General features: G+C 49.0%; 16 protein-coding genes. 9 read left to right on the top strand and 7 right to left on the bottom strand.

Features of this window, described 5'->3' with window-relative positions:
* Positions 1-51: 51 nt before the first annotated feature.
* Positions 52-750, bottom strand: a complete 699-nt coding sequence (locus tag AC5JLB_RS04870) for a DUF1997 domain-containing protein (protein ID WP_495872725.1) — start codon at positions 748-750, stop codon at positions 52-54.
* Between the two features lie 407 nt (positions 751-1,157).
* Between AC5JLB_RS04870 and AC5JLB_RS04865 the strand changes: the two genes are divergently transcribed.
* Positions 1,158-1,814 (top strand): NAD(P)H-binding protein, encoded by a 657-nt coding sequence (locus tag AC5JLB_RS04865; RefSeq protein ID WP_495872724.1) that lies wholly within the window; start codon positions 1,158-1,160, stop codon positions 1,812-1,814.
* A 117-nt stretch (positions 1,815-1,931) separates the two neighbouring features.
* On the opposite strand, the gene AC5JLB_RS04860 is transcribed toward AC5JLB_RS04865, so the two are convergent.
* Complete coding sequence (locus AC5JLB_RS04860) at positions 1,932-2,288, bottom strand: metal-sensing transcriptional repressor (protein WP_495872723.1); 357 nt, start codon at positions 2,286-2,288, stop codon at positions 1,932-1,934.
* 195 nt (positions 2,289-2,483) lie between these two features.
* Here AC5JLB_RS04860 and AC5JLB_RS04855 point away from each other — a divergent pair, with 195 nt between their 5' ends.
* A complete protein-coding gene (locus tag AC5JLB_RS04855; protein ID WP_495872722.1) occupies positions 2,484-3,704 on the top strand; it encodes an HhoA/HhoB/HtrA family serine endopeptidase in 1,221 nt (406 codons plus the stop codon).
* A gap of 199 nt (positions 3,705-3,903) precedes the next feature.
* Here the strand turns inward: AC5JLB_RS04855 and AC5JLB_RS04850 are convergent, their stop codons facing one another.
* The 5 genes from AC5JLB_RS04850 to AC5JLB_RS04830 form a co-directional block, all read right to left on the bottom strand.
* Positions 3,904-4,929, bottom strand: coding sequence for an alpha/beta hydrolase (locus tag AC5JLB_RS04850; RefSeq protein ID WP_495872721.1), 1,026 nt, complete (start codon positions 4,927-4,929; stop codon positions 3,904-3,906).
* A 141-nt stretch (positions 4,930-5,070) separates the two neighbouring features.
* On the bottom strand, positions 5,071-5,961 hold the full coding sequence (gene argB, locus AC5JLB_RS04845) for an acetylglutamate kinase (RefSeq protein WP_495872720.1): 891 nt from the start codon (positions 5,959-5,961) through the stop codon (positions 5,071-5,073).
* A 99-nt stretch (positions 5,962-6,060) separates the two neighbouring features.
* The gene (locus AC5JLB_RS04840) at positions 6,061-8,217 is read right to left on the bottom strand and encodes a tetratricopeptide repeat protein (RefSeq protein WP_495872719.1); all 2,157 of its coding nucleotides are present in this window, start codon (positions 8,215-8,217) and stop codon (positions 6,061-6,063) included.
* 313 nt (positions 8,218-8,530) lie between these two features.
* Positions 8,531-8,701 (bottom strand): photosystem II assembly protein Psb34, encoded by a 171-nt coding sequence (psb34, locus tag AC5JLB_RS04835; RefSeq protein WP_495872718.1) that lies wholly within the window; start codon positions 8,699-8,701, stop codon positions 8,531-8,533.
* A gap of 104 nt (positions 8,702-8,805) precedes the next feature.
* Positions 8,806-9,633: a thiazole synthase gene (locus tag AC5JLB_RS04830; protein ID WP_495872717.1), complete on the bottom strand. Its 828-nt coding sequence runs from the start codon at positions 9,631-9,633 to the stop codon at positions 8,806-8,808.
* 342 nt (positions 9,634-9,975) lie between these two features.
* Here AC5JLB_RS04830 and AC5JLB_RS04825 point away from each other — a divergent pair, with 342 nt between their 5' ends.
* The 7 genes from AC5JLB_RS04825 to AC5JLB_RS04795 all read left to right on the top strand — a co-directional run bounded on the left by AC5JLB_RS04825 (position 9,976) and on the right by AC5JLB_RS04795 (position 17,260).
* Positions 9,976-10,344 (top strand): hypothetical protein, encoded by a 369-nt coding sequence (locus AC5JLB_RS04825; protein ID WP_495872716.1) that lies wholly within the window; start codon positions 9,976-9,978, stop codon positions 10,342-10,344.
* Positions 10,345-10,793: 449 nt separating this feature from the next.
* Positions 10,794-12,062, top strand: a complete 1,269-nt coding sequence (locus AC5JLB_RS04820) for a glycoside hydrolase family 10-like protein (RefSeq protein WP_495872715.1) — start codon at positions 10,794-10,796, stop codon at positions 12,060-12,062.
* Between the two features lie 19 nt (positions 12,063-12,081).
* Positions 12,082-12,897 (top strand): S-layer homology domain-containing protein, encoded by an 816-nt coding sequence (locus AC5JLB_RS04815; protein ID WP_495872714.1) that lies wholly within the window; start codon positions 12,082-12,084, stop codon positions 12,895-12,897.
* A gap of 185 nt (positions 12,898-13,082) precedes the next feature.
* Positions 13,083-14,867 (top strand): ABC transporter ATP-binding protein, encoded by a 1,785-nt coding sequence (locus tag AC5JLB_RS04810; RefSeq protein WP_495872713.1) that lies wholly within the window; start codon positions 13,083-13,085, stop codon positions 14,865-14,867.
* Complete coding sequence (locus tag AC5JLB_RS04805) at positions 14,864-16,654, top strand: ABC transporter ATP-binding protein (protein ID WP_495872712.1); 1,791 nt, start codon at positions 14,864-14,866, stop codon at positions 16,652-16,654. The genes AC5JLB_RS04810 and AC5JLB_RS04805 overlap by 4 nt, the downstream gene beginning before the upstream one ends.
* Positions 16,655-16,749: 95 nt before the next feature.
* Positions 16,750-16,953 (top strand): hypothetical protein, encoded by a 204-nt coding sequence (locus AC5JLB_RS04800; RefSeq protein WP_495872711.1) that lies wholly within the window; start codon positions 16,750-16,752, stop codon positions 16,951-16,953.
* On the top strand, positions 16,931-17,260 hold the full coding sequence (locus tag AC5JLB_RS04795; protein WP_495872710.1) for a type II toxin-antitoxin system PemK/MazF family toxin: 330 nt from the start codon (positions 16,931-16,933) through the stop codon (positions 17,258-17,260). Before AC5JLB_RS04800 ends, AC5JLB_RS04795 begins: the two co-directional genes overlap by 23 nt.
* Positions 17,261-17,515 lie beyond the last annotated feature (255 nt).

The following is a 17,515-nucleotide window of genomic DNA, read 5'->3' as shown; positions in this document are numbered from 1 at the left end:
CCAAGCCTATCACCTTTCCCTTTTCCGCCGGTCTTATTTAATCCACGTTCCTTAGCGTTGCTTTTTAGCCCGTTTTGGCAGGGGGAGGCAATGAGATGAATGAAAGTCTTCTTGCACCTTGTGAGTTAAGCGACGGGAGACCTGCCGAACCACCTGATTGAGAATGCGATCGCCGGTGCGCCGGATCAGCGTCTCTGGCAGAGCGTGAATGAATTTTGGGAACTGAATGGCAACCGCCAGATCTAATTCCCACTGAATTCGGGTTGTTGCCCACCCAGAAGTATCGTTACCTAGATCAATTAGCTCCATCGCGGCGCGAAAATCAACCTCATAGCCAATCTCCGTGTAGTTTGGCACCGGAACTGTCTCAATCCGATACACGCTTTCCTGATGAGGCAGTAGGTCTAGTCCAATTTTCGGTTCAACATCGAAGCCGAATGCGCCAAACCGCCCAACGGTCATCGCATAGCTATTCGCGCCGATCGACTCTACCACCATGGGGTGGGCGCAGCGATGAAACCACTCAGAATGGCCATCAAGATACTTTTCTACAGTTTGCACATCGGCACCCATTTCCATGAAGTCCACGAAGTGGCTCCGAAATTCAGTTGACCCGATTGGTGCAACTGAACTTGTGCCTTCGGAGGCTGGACAATGGGTGGAGATCGAGTGCAAACCGTGATCGGCAGTGTGAGTCAGTTGACGATCCTGCGAAGCTTCGTAAAACGAGTTGGTTGGTGAGGACTGCATGCTCTCTCTTGATTTACGCCGTTGGTCTTGATCCAAGGTTCCCTGAAGGTATCTGGTGCTTCACGTTTAAGCGATCGCGTCCCTTGAAAGTTCATACAATCTATACTGAGTGGCACAGGTGTGCGGTGATCTCTGAGACGGTTTTTTCGGAGGGTTTAGCCCTATCCGTGGAAATCAGCACGAACTCGATTCTAATCGATCAATCCTATCGAATCATTACGAAATGTATTTTATCGAATGGTTACGAAAAGTATTTTAAGGAAGTACGAACCTTTGTGCAAAGCCTATAAAGATTAAAGTCAGAAGCCTGATGTTGTTCAAGTCTGCTCTACCTCTACCCTTCATCAGATGTTAAGAGAATCGATTCGAGCGAAAACAAGAGTCGAACAAGTTTAGCGAGAAGTCCTATGAAAGCATTTGTAGCAGGGGCAACTGGAGAAACAGGGCGGCGGATTGTCCAGCAGTTATTGGCAAGGGATATTCCTATCCGGGCACTGGTGCGAGATGCAGATGCAGCACGAGCCATTCTGCCCTCGCAAGTTGAACTGGTGACAGGCGATGTGTTGAAGTCGGATTTGAAAGCGGCGATCGCAGACGCAACGGTTGTCTTCTGTGCGACGGGTGCGCGTCCGAGCTTTGACCCGACGGGACCTTATAAAGTGGATTATGAGGGGACAAAGCATCTCGTCGATGCTGCCAAGGCTAATGGAGTCCAGCAGTTTGTCTTCGTCTCGTCGCTCTGTACGTCTCAGTTCTTCCATCCGTTGAATCTGTTTTGGCTGATTTTGGTGTGGAAGAAGCAAGCGGAGGAATATATTCAGCGTAGTGGACTGACCTATACGATCGTGCGTCCGGGTGGGTTGAAGAACGAAGACAACGACAATGCGATCGTGATGTCGTCGGCGGACACGTTATCGGAAGGCAGCATTCCTCGAACGAAGGTGGCTCAGGTTTGTGTGGAATCAGTGTTTGAGCCAAAGTCCCAAAACAAGATTGTCGAAATTGTGGCAACCCCAGACGCGCCGCAACAGTCATTTGACACCCTGTTTGCGGGCGTAGCCTAGGGTGTGACTCGGGAAGAGTGCAAGGACGCAACCCTTAGCTAGAAAGGCACGCCTTAGTCGCGGCGCGGCAGCTCGTTAGAGGCGATCTCTTTGGAGCCGCCCTTTGCGATCGCCACATCACAAAAACCGATCAAGCGCCGCTTTGAGTTCTTCAATTTCTCCTTCAATGTTGCCTTCTTGGGCGGCGCGGGCGATGCACTGAGTCAAATGCTCATCTAAAATCATGCGTGCCACTCGATCTAACGCACCTCGAACAGCGGCAATTTGCACCAGCACATCGGGACACGGCTGATCGTTTTGAACCATCGTTTTGATGCCCCGCACGTGTCCTTCAATTCGAGAGAGACGATTGACTAGCCGTCGCACTGATTCTTCGCTGTGGATGTGAGGATGAGCCGCATGGTGACTGTGATGAGGGTGTTCTGGAATCTGATTGAGTTCTTCTTGCTTGCCGGGAAGTTCAGAGGTTGTCATTAATCGTCTGTGCTGCTTACTTAAGATATTTATGATCTTAATGCATGGTAGAAAACGGTGCGGTTCAGGGTGGGGGAATCTCTACCAGCACAAGAATTATTATTCTGCTTACGATAAAAGAGATGAGGTTTGCTGGGGCTTGCGTTTTTGTGGGCGCGAGTTAACTGGCATTGTCGAAGGCTTATGAAGAAGGCTATGCAACGCTCAAACTTTTCTAATTGGGATTGGCTGGAGGCGATCGGGTTTGCTCATCTCCAACGGGACTGGCGACGTGGAGTTCGTCGGGTTGCCGCACTCTGTCTTGCGATTGCGCTGGCGTTTGGGTTCACTCCGTCTGTGGCTGCCGAACCTCTAACTGAAATGGCTCAAGCTACTCCGCGTGCCGTGACTCGGGGAAGTTTTGTGGCGGATGCGGTAAAGCGCGTAGGAACGGCAGTTGTTCGGATTGATACGGAGCGAACTGTGACTCGTCGGGCAATGCCGAATCCGATGTTTGATGATCCCTTTCGTCAGTTCTTTGGCCAGGATGTGTTTCCTCAAGCCCCGAGCGAACAAATTCTGCGCGGACAAGGATCGGGGTTTGTGATTGATCAAAGCGGCATCATTCTGACCAACTCGCACGTCGTCAACGGAGCCGATAAGGTCACGGTGACGCTAAAGGATGGACGGGTGTTTGAAGGAAAGGTGCGCGGATCAGATGATGTCAGTGATTTAGCCGTTGTGAAGATTAACGGAACCGATTTGCCGTTTGCGGCATTGGCCGATTCTGATGAAGTTAGCGTTGGGGATTGGGCGATCGCAGTAGGGAATCCGCTCGGTTTGGATAATACGGTAACGCTGGGCATCGTGAGTACCCTGCACCGCTCTAGCGCTCAGGTTGGGTTAGTGGATAAGCGATTGGACTTCATTCAAACGGATGCTGCCATTAATCCTGGTAATTCGGGGGGACCGTTGCTCAACGATCGTGGTGAAGTCATTGGCATCAATACGGCAATTCGGGCGGATGCGATGGGAATTGGCTTTGCGATTCCGATCAACAAGGCAAAATCAGTTAAAGATGCCTTGGCGCGAGGCGAAAAGATTCCTCATCCCTATCTGGGTGTGCAGATGACAACCTTGACTCCAGAAATTGCTAGACAAAACAACAGCGATCCAAACTCGGCGTTTACCGTGCCAGAAGTCGATGGGGTGATTGTCGTGCGAGTGTTGCCCAATACTCCGGCAGCGAAGGCTGGAATTCGTCGAGGCGATGTGATTACTGAAATTGATCAGCAGGCCATTAAAACAGCTGATCAGCTACAAACGATTGTCGAGAATAGCCGTCTGGGGCAAACGCTAAAGGTACAGGTTCGTCGGGGCGACCAAACACAACAGTTAGGCGTCAAAACGGCGGAACTTCAAAACAATAATGCGTAAGACGGGAGAGCATTAAGAACGTTCATCGTGCTGTCTAAGTGCTATAGCACTTAGACAGCACGATGAACGTTCTTATTTAATAGCAATTTAAACCATCAATGCGACAAAGGGTGAATTTACCCGACGACGTAGGGACGTTCCGCCAGAACGTCCCTACGTGTCGTGACTATGAGATTGACTTCCATGAATGGGACTACGACTAGCTTGGCTGATCTTTAAGCACCATCTCGTGTTCATCGAGTAGCGTCATCACAGCATTCATATCCGACGACGCTTTGCCAGTTAACTGCAAGGCTGCGATCGCTTGATCAAACGTTTCGCCTTGCCTCAGTCGTGCGGCAATCTCTCGAATATCTGCCCAGGTTAGGTCACTTTCAACAAACGCTTTCGCCATCACATTGAGCAGATCTTGCCAAGGGTTGCCCTCGGCTTTAGTCATCATCGTGTGCGGAATATTGAGGGCGCGATCGAAGGAGTAGTACCACGTCTTTGGCTGATGTTCGAGCAATTGCTCGAATAGCTCTTGGTGGTCGGCATTGTTCACTGCAAGATCAGCTTCTGTGGACACGATGAACATTGGCGCAGCCGGGTCGGTTTTAGCCCGGTTTAGCACTTTACTTCCCATTTTTAAGAAAACGCGCAGCGTTTCTAGCTCAAAGCCTTTGTAGCCGATGGTTTCTTCTACCGATTCATCCGTCATCCACTCAAAATACCGATTGAACACATTGACGAACAAATCGACAACTCGATTGCTGCCGCTAAGATACGTTGCAAACAGCAACGCGCTCTCAATCTCCTGGGGATGCTCTAGCGCCAACCAAGCCGCCATTGTTCCTCCGCCCGACAATCCACCAACAACTACCCTGTCACCAAATGCTTTTGCCTGCCTCAGCCAATGCAGCGCAAAAATTTTATACTCATCGGCATCCGTAGGCAGGGGCGGTGGATTGTCTCGATCCCAGTCTCCGGCTATTCCATGTCCAGGCAATCGGGGAATAATCACGTTGTAGCCTGCTTCGTAAAACACCTGTGCCATTGGCACGAATTGATACGTCGCGGCGGTAAAGCCATGAAAAAATACGCAAACGCTTGGAGTCGGCGTTGGGTGAAGGAAAAACTGCGATCGACACTGATCATTTCTCACGGGGAGCCGATCTTCTTCCGCTCGGATCTGTTGCGGAATCACTGTCGCCGCGATCGCATATTCAGTTTGAGTAGAATTCATATCAAATAACGTTGAGATAATTCGTAATTCGTGATTTAGCTCGATGAATCTAGTGATCAGAAGACGTAACCCTTTGACTTTTGATCCTAATTCACTTCAACCATTAGAGAATCCGCTCATCAACGAATTACGAATTATCGCTTAGAAGGTAAAGTCTGACGCGACGATCATTGAGCCGATACCGCCATCCGTAAAGACTTCTAAAAGCAGCGAGTGCGGCTGCCGTCCGTCAATAATGTGCGCTGCTTTGACCCCCTGAGCGAGCGAGCGGACGCAGCAACTGACTTTGGGAATCATGCCCCCCGACACGATGCCCTGATCCATTAACTGACGAGCTTCTTGAATATCCAGGCGAGGAATCAGCGTTGAAGCATCTTTGTAGTTTTTCAAAATGCCCGCCGTGTCCGTCAGCAGAATTAGCTTTTCCGCTCCTAGTGCCGCCGCAATTTCTCCCGCAACGGTATCTGCGTTGATGTTGTACGCCTGTCCCGTTTCGTCTGCGGCCACACTTGACACAACAGGAATGTAACCGGATTCAACTAGCGATTCGAGAATTTGAGGATTGACTCTGTTGACTTCGCCCACAAATCCAACGCCTTCTTCATCGGAAGGACGCGCCCCAATTAGGCTGGCATCTTTGCCACACAGCCCGATCGCCGAGCCGCCTGCTTGGTTAATCAACGACACAATTTCTTTATTGACACGACCCACTAGCACCATTTCCACGACATCCATAGTGGCGGCGTCGGTGACGCGCAGCCCGTTCTTAAACTGTGCTTCGATGCCCAGTTTATCGAGCCAAGAATTAATTTCAGGTCCGCCGCCATGCACCAAGATAGGACGCAACCCCACGCACGCCATAAACACGACATCGCGAATGACTTTTGCTTTAAGGCTACTGTCTTTCATTGCTGCACCGCCGTATTTCACGACGATCGTGCGTCCGACAAATCGTTGAATATAGGGCAAAGCCTCGCTCAGGATACGGACTCGCATTTCAGCAGATTCGAGATACTCGCTTTCTTTAAGCATAAGAAATTTAGCGCCAGGATAAAGGATGATTAACTACCAATTAGCATCTTCATCACACTCTATGCCTGCTTGAGCCTCGTTTGTTAAAGTTCGCTCATATTAAAGTTCTTTCATGATGCTTGGCAACAAGTTTGCTGGCACGCGCGAGAGTGCCAGGGTTTGTCCTTGAATGCCGAAGCGATCGTGGAAAGTTCGCACGGTCTGAACGATCGCGCTGAGGGCATTTGTATAGAAGTCCGGGTCGTTTTGCCAGCCGTGCAGCGCTTGAACGTGATGCTGAAGAGCAGTTTCGAGATAGCTAGAGCGATCGCTTGAACTGAGCGGCGCTCGATCGTCGATTGCGGTTTGATAGCACGCGGCTCCCAAGTTGTAATGGGTTGCAGACGTATCAAAGCTGAGAGCAGGAGCGTGAGATGTACTCGCGGCTGAGAGATACTGCACCGCCGACAGCGAATCTTGATAAGCTGCGATCGCGCAGTGCAAATAATTCTGCCGATCCTCATAATGAGTCGTGGGCTGATTCGCCAAATGCCAGTATGCCGTTCCTAAATTGTTTTGCGTCGCGGCAAACGCCGCCGGAGCCGCTTCTAGGGTGCGATAGACCAGCGCGACTCGGTACGCTCCAATCGCCAGCAGCAGAAAATCTTCTGCCAGTGTGCCAAGTGCCTCCATCGCCTCATCGCACTGCGAGAGCGTCCAATAGGCTGTTCCTAAATTGTTTTGCAGCATCGCATAGTGGAGCGGCTCCCGTTCAGGGTCGTAGTAGCGTAACGCTTCGTTGTAGGCCGCGATCGCCTGCTGCAAATTGACAACCGGCTGCTGATGTTGAGCCAGATTCCAGAAAGCCGTTCCTAAGTTATTTTGCGTCGCAGCGTAGCGTGAGGGATCTTCTTCTGCCACTCGGTACTGCAAACACGACTGGTAGGCCGCGATCGCCTGCTGCAAGTTCTCGACAGGTGCATCCCGATAGGACAGGTCGCTATAGACCGAGCCTAAATTATTCAACAACATCGCACAGATGTCAGGCTGCGTCTCAGCATCAGTTCGTTCTAGCGCAAACTGATAAGCTTTCAGCGCTTTCTCAAGATTAACCATCGGTTGAGCTGACGCCCGTGCCATCATCCAGTAGAGGTTGCCAATGTCGTTCAAAATGTCTGACACTTGAGTCGACTTGGAGGGAATGAATCGCAGGGACTGCTCGTAAGCTCGAATCGCGACGGTGTAAGTAGACGGAGCCGCCTGGGGTTGTTGAGCGCAATCTCGATACCAGTCTCCTAGTTCCCGGTATGCGGTTCCAACAAGGTCAGACGAGGCGCGATCGCGATGAAGTTTCTCAATTTGCTGCAATAGACGAACGGGTTGCAGATTTGGAGTGTTGAGTAAATCGATCGCGCTGTGTTCATTGACAGAAGCCAACCCAGACTGAAGTTCTCCATCTTGCTTGAGGGTGGCGAGAACTAATGCCCGAAACTCAGAATCAATCAAGGACTGACGCGGCAAGGCAACAGACAGGTCTCGGTTGGGCGCGATCGCGCGCACATCGTCAAATTCGCGCTCTGGAGTCGGATCACCTTCAAACTCAAAGAGTGCTGTATGCCAGTGCCAAAAGTCGGGTGCAGACTGTTGAATGGAGCGGCACCACGGCCTGGTCACCCACAGCACAAGATTGAAGTTCAAAGCCAATCGCTGAGCGGCAATTCCCTGAAGCGCGTCGAGAAATGCACGCTGGAGGTGAGCAGGCTGACGGGTCAGATGTTCTACACCTGTAATTTGAAAGCCTAAAATCTCGCTTCTGTCCGCTTCTGCAATGCTATTTTGTGAGAGCCAAAGTCCTATTTGCCCCAAAACATCTGGATTTTCTAGCTCAAGCGTCAGAGGAATCAGCCGCAGTGTTGTATCTGTTGGTCTATTAGCATCTAGTCCATTAGCATCGCTACTTGCTGAGTCCTGCGTCACGGTTCCATGGGTGTTATGCTCTGTGGTGTGCTGCGCGCTAATCGTACCGCGCCGGTTTGGCGGAACCGTAATGTTATCCGCGCTCAGAGCAGGACTGCTTAAATCGGACTGTAGATGAGCTGCAAATTGATTGCGCAGCCCGACGTCATCACATACTGCAATGAAAATCTGCCGCCGGAGGTTAAGGCTCAATGCCAACCTTAATCGCAGGTAGATGTGATGATTCAAGCTTGGAGAATGGGAAGCAAGCTTAGTCACAGGTGGGCGAAAAACAGATTGATCAACAGGAGACATCAGCATAGGGACGGAGGCTTGTCAAGCCACCTCAAAAGATTGTGAATTATTGATCTCTTCGCGCAATTTGGCTGATGTCAGGACAGAACAAGTGATCCTTAAAGGTTGAAGGCATAAATTAAGCTTTGACAGCTCAATTTCCCTTGCTAGACATACCCTTGCTAGACATAGAGTTTACACACAAACCCTCTAGATGCAGCACTAGACGAAAAATTCTACTAAAAAACCAGGTGACTCAATACAGTAAGTGACCTGGTGAAATGAACGCTACAGTAGCGCTTATTTTTCAACACCTTCGACAATTCTTAGCTTTGCTGACCTACGACACAGCAAATGCAACAAACATTAATCCGCTCACTAATACGGTACCAACCACACCCAAAACCACAAAATTCCGCTTCTGCGTTGCGGTAGGAGGCTCTGCTTGATACATTTTCGGCTCGATCGCGTAGTTGTTTAAGCGACCGCCCTCTTCTTCTGTGTATCGCATAGCGTTTTTCCTCAATAGTTTTAGCAATTGTAACAAAGTTTGAGGAATCACTCTCTAACGCAAGGAGGAAATCGTAATAATCGGGGTGGTGGAGAAGGTGTAAATTAGCTGCTGATCGTTCCAGTCAGAGGAGAACTGGCGCTGGCATAAGCTTTCACGGGAATGCGTCCAGCTTGATAGGCAAGGCGTCCAGCTTGGTAGGCGAGCTTCATAGCGCGTGCCATTGCAGGAGGGTTGACGGCTTGTGCGATCGCGGTATTAATTAACAGAGCATCGGCTCCCATTTCCATTGCCTGTGCAGCTTCGCTAGGAGTGCCAATGCCTGCATCTACAACAACCGGAACCGTTGCATTCTCAATGATGATTTGAATATTGGCCGTATTTTTAATCCCTTGACCTGATCCAATCGGAGAACCAAGCGGCATTACGGTCGCGCAGCCCACCTCTTCTAACCGCTTTGCCAAGAGCGGATCAGCGTTGATGTAGGGCAACACGGCAAACCCTTCTTTTACCAGTTGTTCAGCTGCCTCTAGAGTGCCAATCGGGTCGGGCAGCAAGTATTTTGCATCGGGAATCACTTCTAATTTGACGAAATTATTGTCTTCTTGACCAAGTAGCTTTGCCATTTCTCGCCCTAGTCGAGCGACTCGAACGGCATCCTCCGCCGTTTGACATCCTGCCGTATTGGGCAGCATCCAAATTTTGCTCCAATCTAATGCTTCTGCAAGTCCTTCATGTCCAGGGGCTTGAGTTTGGACTCGGCGAACCGCGACGGTGACAATTTCACACTCGCTCGCCGCGATGCTCTGTCGCATTTCTTCAAACGTTCGATACTTGCCTGTTCCGGTCATCAAGCGTGATTTAAAGGATCGCCCTGCAATGATGAGTGAATCATCCAAAGTTGTGTCTAGGGGCTTGTCTAAGGTTTGCATCTCAATCTTGCCTCGTTTCCGTTAAAGTTGCGCGTCACGCTAATCGCGGGTTGCACATCCATTATGACGGAGAGCGATACGTCTTAACCTTGAGAAGCATGAATCTCAACTTGGCGATCAATTAAATCAGCAGGCCAAGTAAGTCAGCAGACTAAGCGTTGAGGATTTTCTACAGCGCTGCTTTTTGGTTGCGCTTGGGGCTAATTGCAGCAACTTATATAAAATTTCTACCTAAAAGATGAATCAATATCTATCTAAGATAAGAGTATAGACTAGTGATATCGAAGGGAATCAGCAATTAGAATAAGTGGAATTACATTCATTAACACTTCAGGAATTTTTATGGTGAATAGAAAATCGAATGCTGCTGTCAAGGTGCAAACAACCATGCTTGACCAAGCTGCATCATTATTAGGAGACTTGCCTGAAAAGCCAGACTCAACCATCTCATTGCGACAAGCGATCGAGATGCTACAGCAAGATCTAAGAGAGTCGCTTGACAAGGGATATGACTATGATGAACTTGCTCACGTCCTCGCTGAGCAGGAGATCGATATTAGCCCTTCCACTCTCAAGCGCTATCTTGCCATGAGCCAAAAAGACCCCGCTCAACCGCGTCGAACCCGACGATCGCGCAAGGCCCACGCCGAAGATATGTCTGGCGATTTTGCTGAAGATGCAGAGTCGGAGCTTGAAGCGATCGCTGGATAATCTGTCAATATCAACTAAAATTTTCTTTCTATGGGATGGGTATCTTGTCTAAGGTTAGGCAAAATGCCCATTCCATAATTTTTTTATAGCAACGTTAAAAAGTTTCAGAAAATCTCGAACAGCACATCTCTATTTAGAAGGGGTTTTATATTTTTACGGACACTAAATTTTGGTGGGCACTATTCATCACTTGGCAACGTCAAATCATCTGTCCAAGCAATTACTGCTGCACAAAACTAAGCGCTCCTAATTTGTTGAACCGCTTATTCCTTGATTTATCGTGTGTGTTAAATGTGTGTAAACACAGCGTGTATTAAAAGAAGGTGTATTAAATGTTTGTAAACTAAACGTTTGCAGACAATTGAACACCTAAATTTCAGCACAAGCACCGACAGGAGCAGTTGTTAAAGAAGCACACGTCTGAATTCATGAGTTCACCATTTATACCTATGCAATCTCGGTTTATTCTTCAACGTTGGCGACGAATCATCCAAAATCTTTTCCCCCTTCTGTTTGTTATCACCTTCGTCACCGTGGTGCTTCTCGGCAGCGTCACTCCTGGAGTCGCTCAGTCTCGCCAAGAAATTCGCGGCGTTTGGATGACGATTAACGATTTAGATGTCCTTAAAGATCGCGCCAAAGTGCAAGATGCCGTAGATCAGCTTGGGAGGCTAAATTTTAATTCAATCTATCCCGTTGTATGGAACTCTGGCTACGTCATGTACCCTAGCGCGATCGCTCAACGACAAGGCATTCAGCCCTTCGTCTACAAGGGGTCAGATGGACACGACATTCTTGCAGACCTGATTGACAAAGCACATCAGCGCAGCCTACTCGTGATGCCCTGGTTTGAGTTTGGTCTGATGGCTCCCGAAACCTCAGAACTGGTGCTGAATCATCCAGAATGGATTACCAAACGGCGCGATGGCAGTCAGACTTCCATTAGTGGTGCAGGTGAGGTGGTGTGGCTCAATCCTTTCCGCCCTGATGTGCAGAAATTCATTACCGATCTCGTGTTAGAAGTTGTGACTCAATATGATGTTGACGGCATTCAATTTGATGACAACATGAGTCTGCCGAGAGAATTTGGATTTGACGACTATACTACTGCGCTCTACAAAAAAGAAACCAAGAAAACACCATTAAGTCCAACTGATCCAGCATGGATGCGTTGGCGTGCTGATAAGATTACGGCATTTATGGCGCAGCTAAAAAAAGCGGTGAGAGAGCGAAAGCCTTACGCCATTTTCTCGATTTCTCCCAACTACTATGATCTCGCCTACAAGTTTCATCTGCAAGACTGGCTTGCGTGGGTGCGACAAGGTATCGCCGACGAGTTGATTGTGCAGGTTTATCGCCCGAACCTACAGAGTTTTATTAGTCAGCTTTCTCGCCCAGAAATGCAGGAAACGCAACAGAAGATTCCGACAGGCGTTGGTATTTTAACGGGCTTGAGAACTAGCCCAGTCGGAATTGCCCAAATTCAGGAGCAAGTGCGAGCCGCGCAAGACCGAGGCTTAGGCGTCTCTTTCTTCTACTATGAAAGTCTTTGGGAAGAGGCTCCAGAAGAGGCGAACTACCGACAAGCAGGATTTCAAGCGCTGTTTCCGGCTCCAGCCCTGCGATCGATTACAACGGTTCAACCGTTTGAGTTGCCGCAGCCTGGTTCAACTCCGGTGCTACAGGATAGTAAGTTCTCGCTACCTAGCTCACCATGAGTAGGACTTATTCGTTGCCATGCCTACGCGACCCTTTCGGGCAGCAGAGACAACAGGTCGATCCTCAGCCCAGAAAGACTACTCGACCGATTCGCCCATTCCAATCAAGCTCTGCCTCATGGCCCAGCGATCGCTAATGTCTATTCGATCTAAGTTGTCTAGTAGTACTATTCTCATGGCGCTGAGCATGACCGTCGGAACGCTTGCAGCGCTGGTGTTGCAAATTCCGGTTCAGGCGCAGACCACCTTTTCAGATGTGCAACCGGGCGATTGGGCAGCAGGCTTTATTCAAGCACTGGCAGATCGGGGTGTAATCCGCGGTTTCTCGGATGGTAGCTTTCGCCCAAACGATCCAGTCACTCGTGCCCAGTTTGCAGTTATGGTGGATCAAGCGTTCGATCGACCTGCTGTCCGCAGTGCTATTCGCTTTAAAGATGTGCCAAGCCGCTACTGGGCATCTAGCGCCATCCAAGCCGCTTACACAGAAGACTTTTTGAGTGGCTATCCCGGCAGTGTTTTCAATCCTGCTCAAGCAATGCCTCGTGCTCAAGTCCTGGTTGCCCTTGCGAGTGGGCTGCAGCTTGAGCCTCAAGGAACCAATGCCTCAGTGATTGGTGGTTTCCGCGACTACGAGTCAATTCCTTTCTATGCCCAGGATGGCGTCTCGGCTGCGGTCTTTCGGAAGATCGCCGTGAACTATCCCAACATCGATTTTCTCAACCCAAATCGAGCGTCAACCCGTGCTGAGGTCGCTGCCTCAATTTATCAAGCCCTCGTCGCTTCTGGCAAAGCTCCCAAGATCGCTTCTCCCTACATTGTTTTTGGCGACCCGTAATTCTTTAAACCAATCCATAACAGCTTTGATCGTTTTTCAGTAAATCGCTTTGTAAAATTCACTCTATCGATAGAAGTTTTACCTAGTACTTGATCTACAAAAGCCTTGTAGGGAGAATTAGGCGAGCGGTGTTATTAAATGTCCGTTCGCTGTTTTTCTGATGTCATCTGCTAGGTTGAATCCTTTTGGCTAAACTAAAAAGCTCTAAAAATGCTCCAAGGCAGCCTCTCAATCGAGTGCTGCATCAACTAAGTTACTATCGGCTGATTTCCCTTGGCGCGATCGCAAGTCTACTTTTGCTGACCGTTGCCAATGCGATTACGCCCCAACTCTTTCGCTGGGGAATTGATCAAGGAATTGCTCAGCAAAATCTTCGCGTTGTCTTGATTAGTGGTGCGTGGATGGTCGTTGCTGCGATCGCCCGAGGAATTTTCAATTTTGGCCAAACCTTCTGGGCAGAAAGCGTCTCTCAAGGAGTGGCTTACGATCTGCGAAATCAAATTTTCAGCAAAATTGAAAATCTCAGCTTCAGTTATCACGATCGATCTCAAACCTCGCAACTGCTGACCCGTGTGACGAGCGACATTGAGCAAATTCGCACCTTTGTAGGAACGAGTTTAATTCAGGTGATCGGTGCAGTGGTCACCTTGGTGAGCATCGCCGTTATTTTGCTGATCATGAATTGGCAGTTAGCGCTGATTACATTAGCGATCGTGCCCTTAGCGAGTTGGGTACTGATTCGATTTTTGCAGCGCAACGGAGATTTGTTTCGGCAAGTGCAAGAGCAGTTAGGCGACCTCAACGCGGTGTTACAAGAGAATTTGTTGGGAATTCGAGTGGTTAAAGCGTTTGTTCGCGAACGAGCCGAGCGATCGCGCTATACCAACCTCAACGAAGAATTAATCGACACGAATATGAAAACAATTCGTGCGATTCGGGGAACGTTTCCCATCATCTTTTTATTGAGTAATTTGATCACGGTCGTTGTCATTGGGTTTGGAGGCGTGCAGGTTATTAACGGCAGCTTCTCGATTGGCGAACTGGTTGCGTTTAATTCCTACTTACTCTTTATTCTTCAGCCGATCTTGCTGATTGGATTTGCGGCTCCTGCGATCGCGCAAGCGGAGGCATCGGCTGAGCGCATCTATGAAGTCGTCGATGCCGAGATTGAAATTCGTGATCGTCCCGGAGCCGCTACCTTCGATCGCTGTGGTGGCAGAATTACCTTTGAAAATGTGCGATTCCGCTATCCTGGCTCAACGACCGAAGCGTTGAAAGGAATTTCGTTTGAGACAAAACCGAAAGAACTGATTGCTATTTTAGGCATGACGGGTTCGGGCAAAAGCACGATCATTAACCTGATTCCGCGATTTTATGATGTCACATCTGGCGCGGTGAGAATTGATGGACGAGACGTACGGGATATCTCGTTGGCGAGCTTGCGATCGCGAATCGGAATTGTCTTTCAAGACACCACGCTGTTTTCGGGAACGATCGGTGATAACATCGCCTACGCCAAACAAGACGCCACACTCGATGAGATTATCGACGCGGCGAAAACGGCTCACATTCATGACTTCATTTCAGACTTGCCTGACGGCTACGACACGATCATCGGCGAACGAGGAGTCGGATTGTCAGGCGGACAAAAACAGCGTATTGCGATCGCGCGAACCCTTCTAACCGACTATCGCATTCTCATTCTCGATGACAGTACCTCTGCTGTAGATGCCAAAACTGCCGCCCAAATTCAAGATTCTTTAGATGATCTGATGCAGCGCAAAACCTGTACTTCGTTTGTGATTGCTCAACGCATTAGCACGGTCAAAAACGCCGATCGCATCTTGCTGATGGATCAAGGACGGCTAGTTGCTCAAGGTAGCCATGAAGAGTTGCTGGCAATGAGTCCACTGTATGGCGCGATTTTAGAATCTCAGGTCAAGCAAACGCAGCAAGGAGTACAGCAATGAAACCAGATTCTGCTGCCCCTAAAGCAGTTGCCCCGAAAGCAAATGTGCGACCTAGATCGACGCTGCAACGGTTTCTACAGTATGTCCGTCCCTACCGCAAAGAGATTCCGATCGCGCTGGGACTAGTAGCACTTGGAGCCGCAACTCAAGCGTTAGGCCCGTTTCTGATCGGCTGGTCAATTGATAACTTAATCATTCCAGGCAACGTGCGCGGACTCGCGTTCATGCTGACCCTTTTGACGGTGAACTATGTTTTTGGCGTGCAAGCGATTCGGGGACAAATCTTGCGCGTGGGTTGGATTGTGCAGCGAATTTTGGCGCAATTGAGACAAGACATTTTCCTTAAAGTGCAGAGTTTGCCGCTTAGCTTCTTTGATCGCAGTGAAGCTGGAGATTTGATGAGCCGTTTGCTAAACGATGTGAACACCGTCAATCAGGCATTTGGACAAACGATCGCGCAGATGTTGGGAAACTTATTTAGTTTGCTTGGCATTATCATTGCCATGCTTGCGATCAATCTGCAACTCGGACTGTTGAGCAATCTGGTTGTTCCCTTGATGATTTTGACGACGAGCTTGTTTTCTCGGTGGGCGAGAGAACGGTTTCGAGTCACCCGTCGGACGATTGGCGATTTGTCTACGAAGCTTGAAGAAGATATTGGTAGTGTTAAAGAAGCGCAAGCTTTTAATCGAGTCCGCCTCAATATTGAAGAATTTCAACAACTGAATGCGGCGAACCGCGATGCGAATATTCAAGCCGTTGCAATCACGGCGGCGTTTTTGCCGTCGATCGATGTGTTGAATACGTTAGCGACCGCAGGAGTGTTAGCTTATGGTGGTTATCTAGCCGTTACCGGACAAGCAACCGTTGGAGTTGTCACTGCGTTTTTACTTTATGTGCAGCAATTCTTTCGACCAATTCAGATTTTGAGTCAGTTCTATACTCAAGCCCAATCTGCGATCGCAGGTCTAGAACGCATTTTTGCGCTATTAGATGAACCGGCTCAACTCAAAGATGCACCCGATGCCTACGAGATGCCTCCTATTGATGGAGATGTAACCTTCGAGAATGTCCAATTTGGCTATACGCCGACTCAGCGAGTTCTCAATGGCGTCAACTTTCGGGCGGCTTCAGGACAAACGATCGCGCTTGTTGGCCCCACAGGCGCAGGTAAAACTACGATTATCAATTTGATCTTGCGCTTTTATGATGTTACAGGCGGCGCGGTCAAGATTGACGATATTGATATTCGTCAGGTCACTCAAGCGAGTTTACGACGGCAGATTGGTATTGTTCTGCAAGATACGGTTCTCTTTCGAGGTACGGTTGCAGAAAACATTGCGTTTGGGCGGCCACAAGCGACGCAAGCAGAGATCGAAGCGGCGGCTCAAGTTGCGAATGTGCATGACTTTATTACCTCTTTGCCGCAAGGCTATGCGACTGAGTTGGGTGAGCGAGGCGCAATGTTGAGTCAGGGACAGCGACAACTGCTGAGTATTGCTCGTGCTGTCTTAGTTGATCCACGTATTTTGATTCTCGATGAAGCAACGAGTAGTATCGATACGCGAACAGAAGCGCTGGTGCAATCTGCGATCGCACGTCTGCTACAAGGGCGGACTAGTTTTGTGATTGCTCATCGCCTCAGTACGGTGAGCCAAGCTGATCAAGTCTTTGTGATTCAGCAAGGACAAATTGTAGAGCGGGGAACTCATGCTGAACTGATGGCACAACAAGGCATTTATGCTAATCTCTATGCCCTGCAATTAGGCAGTGCAACTGCGGCTTAATCACGAGCGGTCTAATCACTTCTGGCTAAGAAAACGGCAGGCGCATCTTTAGATACACTGAGATGTAATCCTCGCATTGTTAAACGCAGGTTTATATGCCAAAAACAGTTTGGGCAACCGTCCGTCAAGGAAAAGTTGAGTTGCTAGAGCAAATAGAAGTTCCAGATGGGACGCGAGTTTTAGTGACCATTTTTCCTGATGATGAAACCGAGTTCTGGCTCGGGACAAGCCAAGTCTCGCTAGATGCGGTTTGGAACAATGATGAGGATGATGTGTATGCTCAACTACTTCAAAAATGACATCATCTTGGTTCAGTACCCTTTTTCAGATTTGTCTAGTTCAAAGGTCAGACCCGCCGTTGTTGTCAATGCACTACACGTTTCTCAAGATTTGATAATCACACCGTTAACTAGCAAAATAGCATCGTTACTGGAAGGAGAGTTTGTGCTGTCTGAGTGGTCAGCAGCAGGGCTAAACGTAGCTACGGCAGTTAAGCGAGGGTTATACACCGTACATCAAACTTTGGTTGTGAAAGTGATTGGCAAATTAGCTGATTCTGATGCTGAGCAACTAGAGCAGTCTCTCCGAGGTTGGCTAGGGTTGTGACGCAACTGGACAAATTGCTTATGCCAAATTATCTGTATTAATAGAATTTTGAGCGACAAGAATTCGATCGCAGTTAACTGAGTATCTGCAAGCCCTTATGCCCTATCAATACGCGAACAAAAACGCTGGTACAATCTGCGATCGCACGTCTACTACAAGGGCGGACTAGTTTTGTGATTGCTCATCGCCTCAGTACGGTGAGGGTAATGTCCCAGATATGTTGTTGTGACTGAGAGAATCTGCTGAAATAGAGGG

The organism is Myxacorys chilensis, assembly GCF_059505265.1.
Note: the sequence above shows the minus strand (reverse complement) of the source record. Positions and strands in the feature narration are given on the sequence as shown.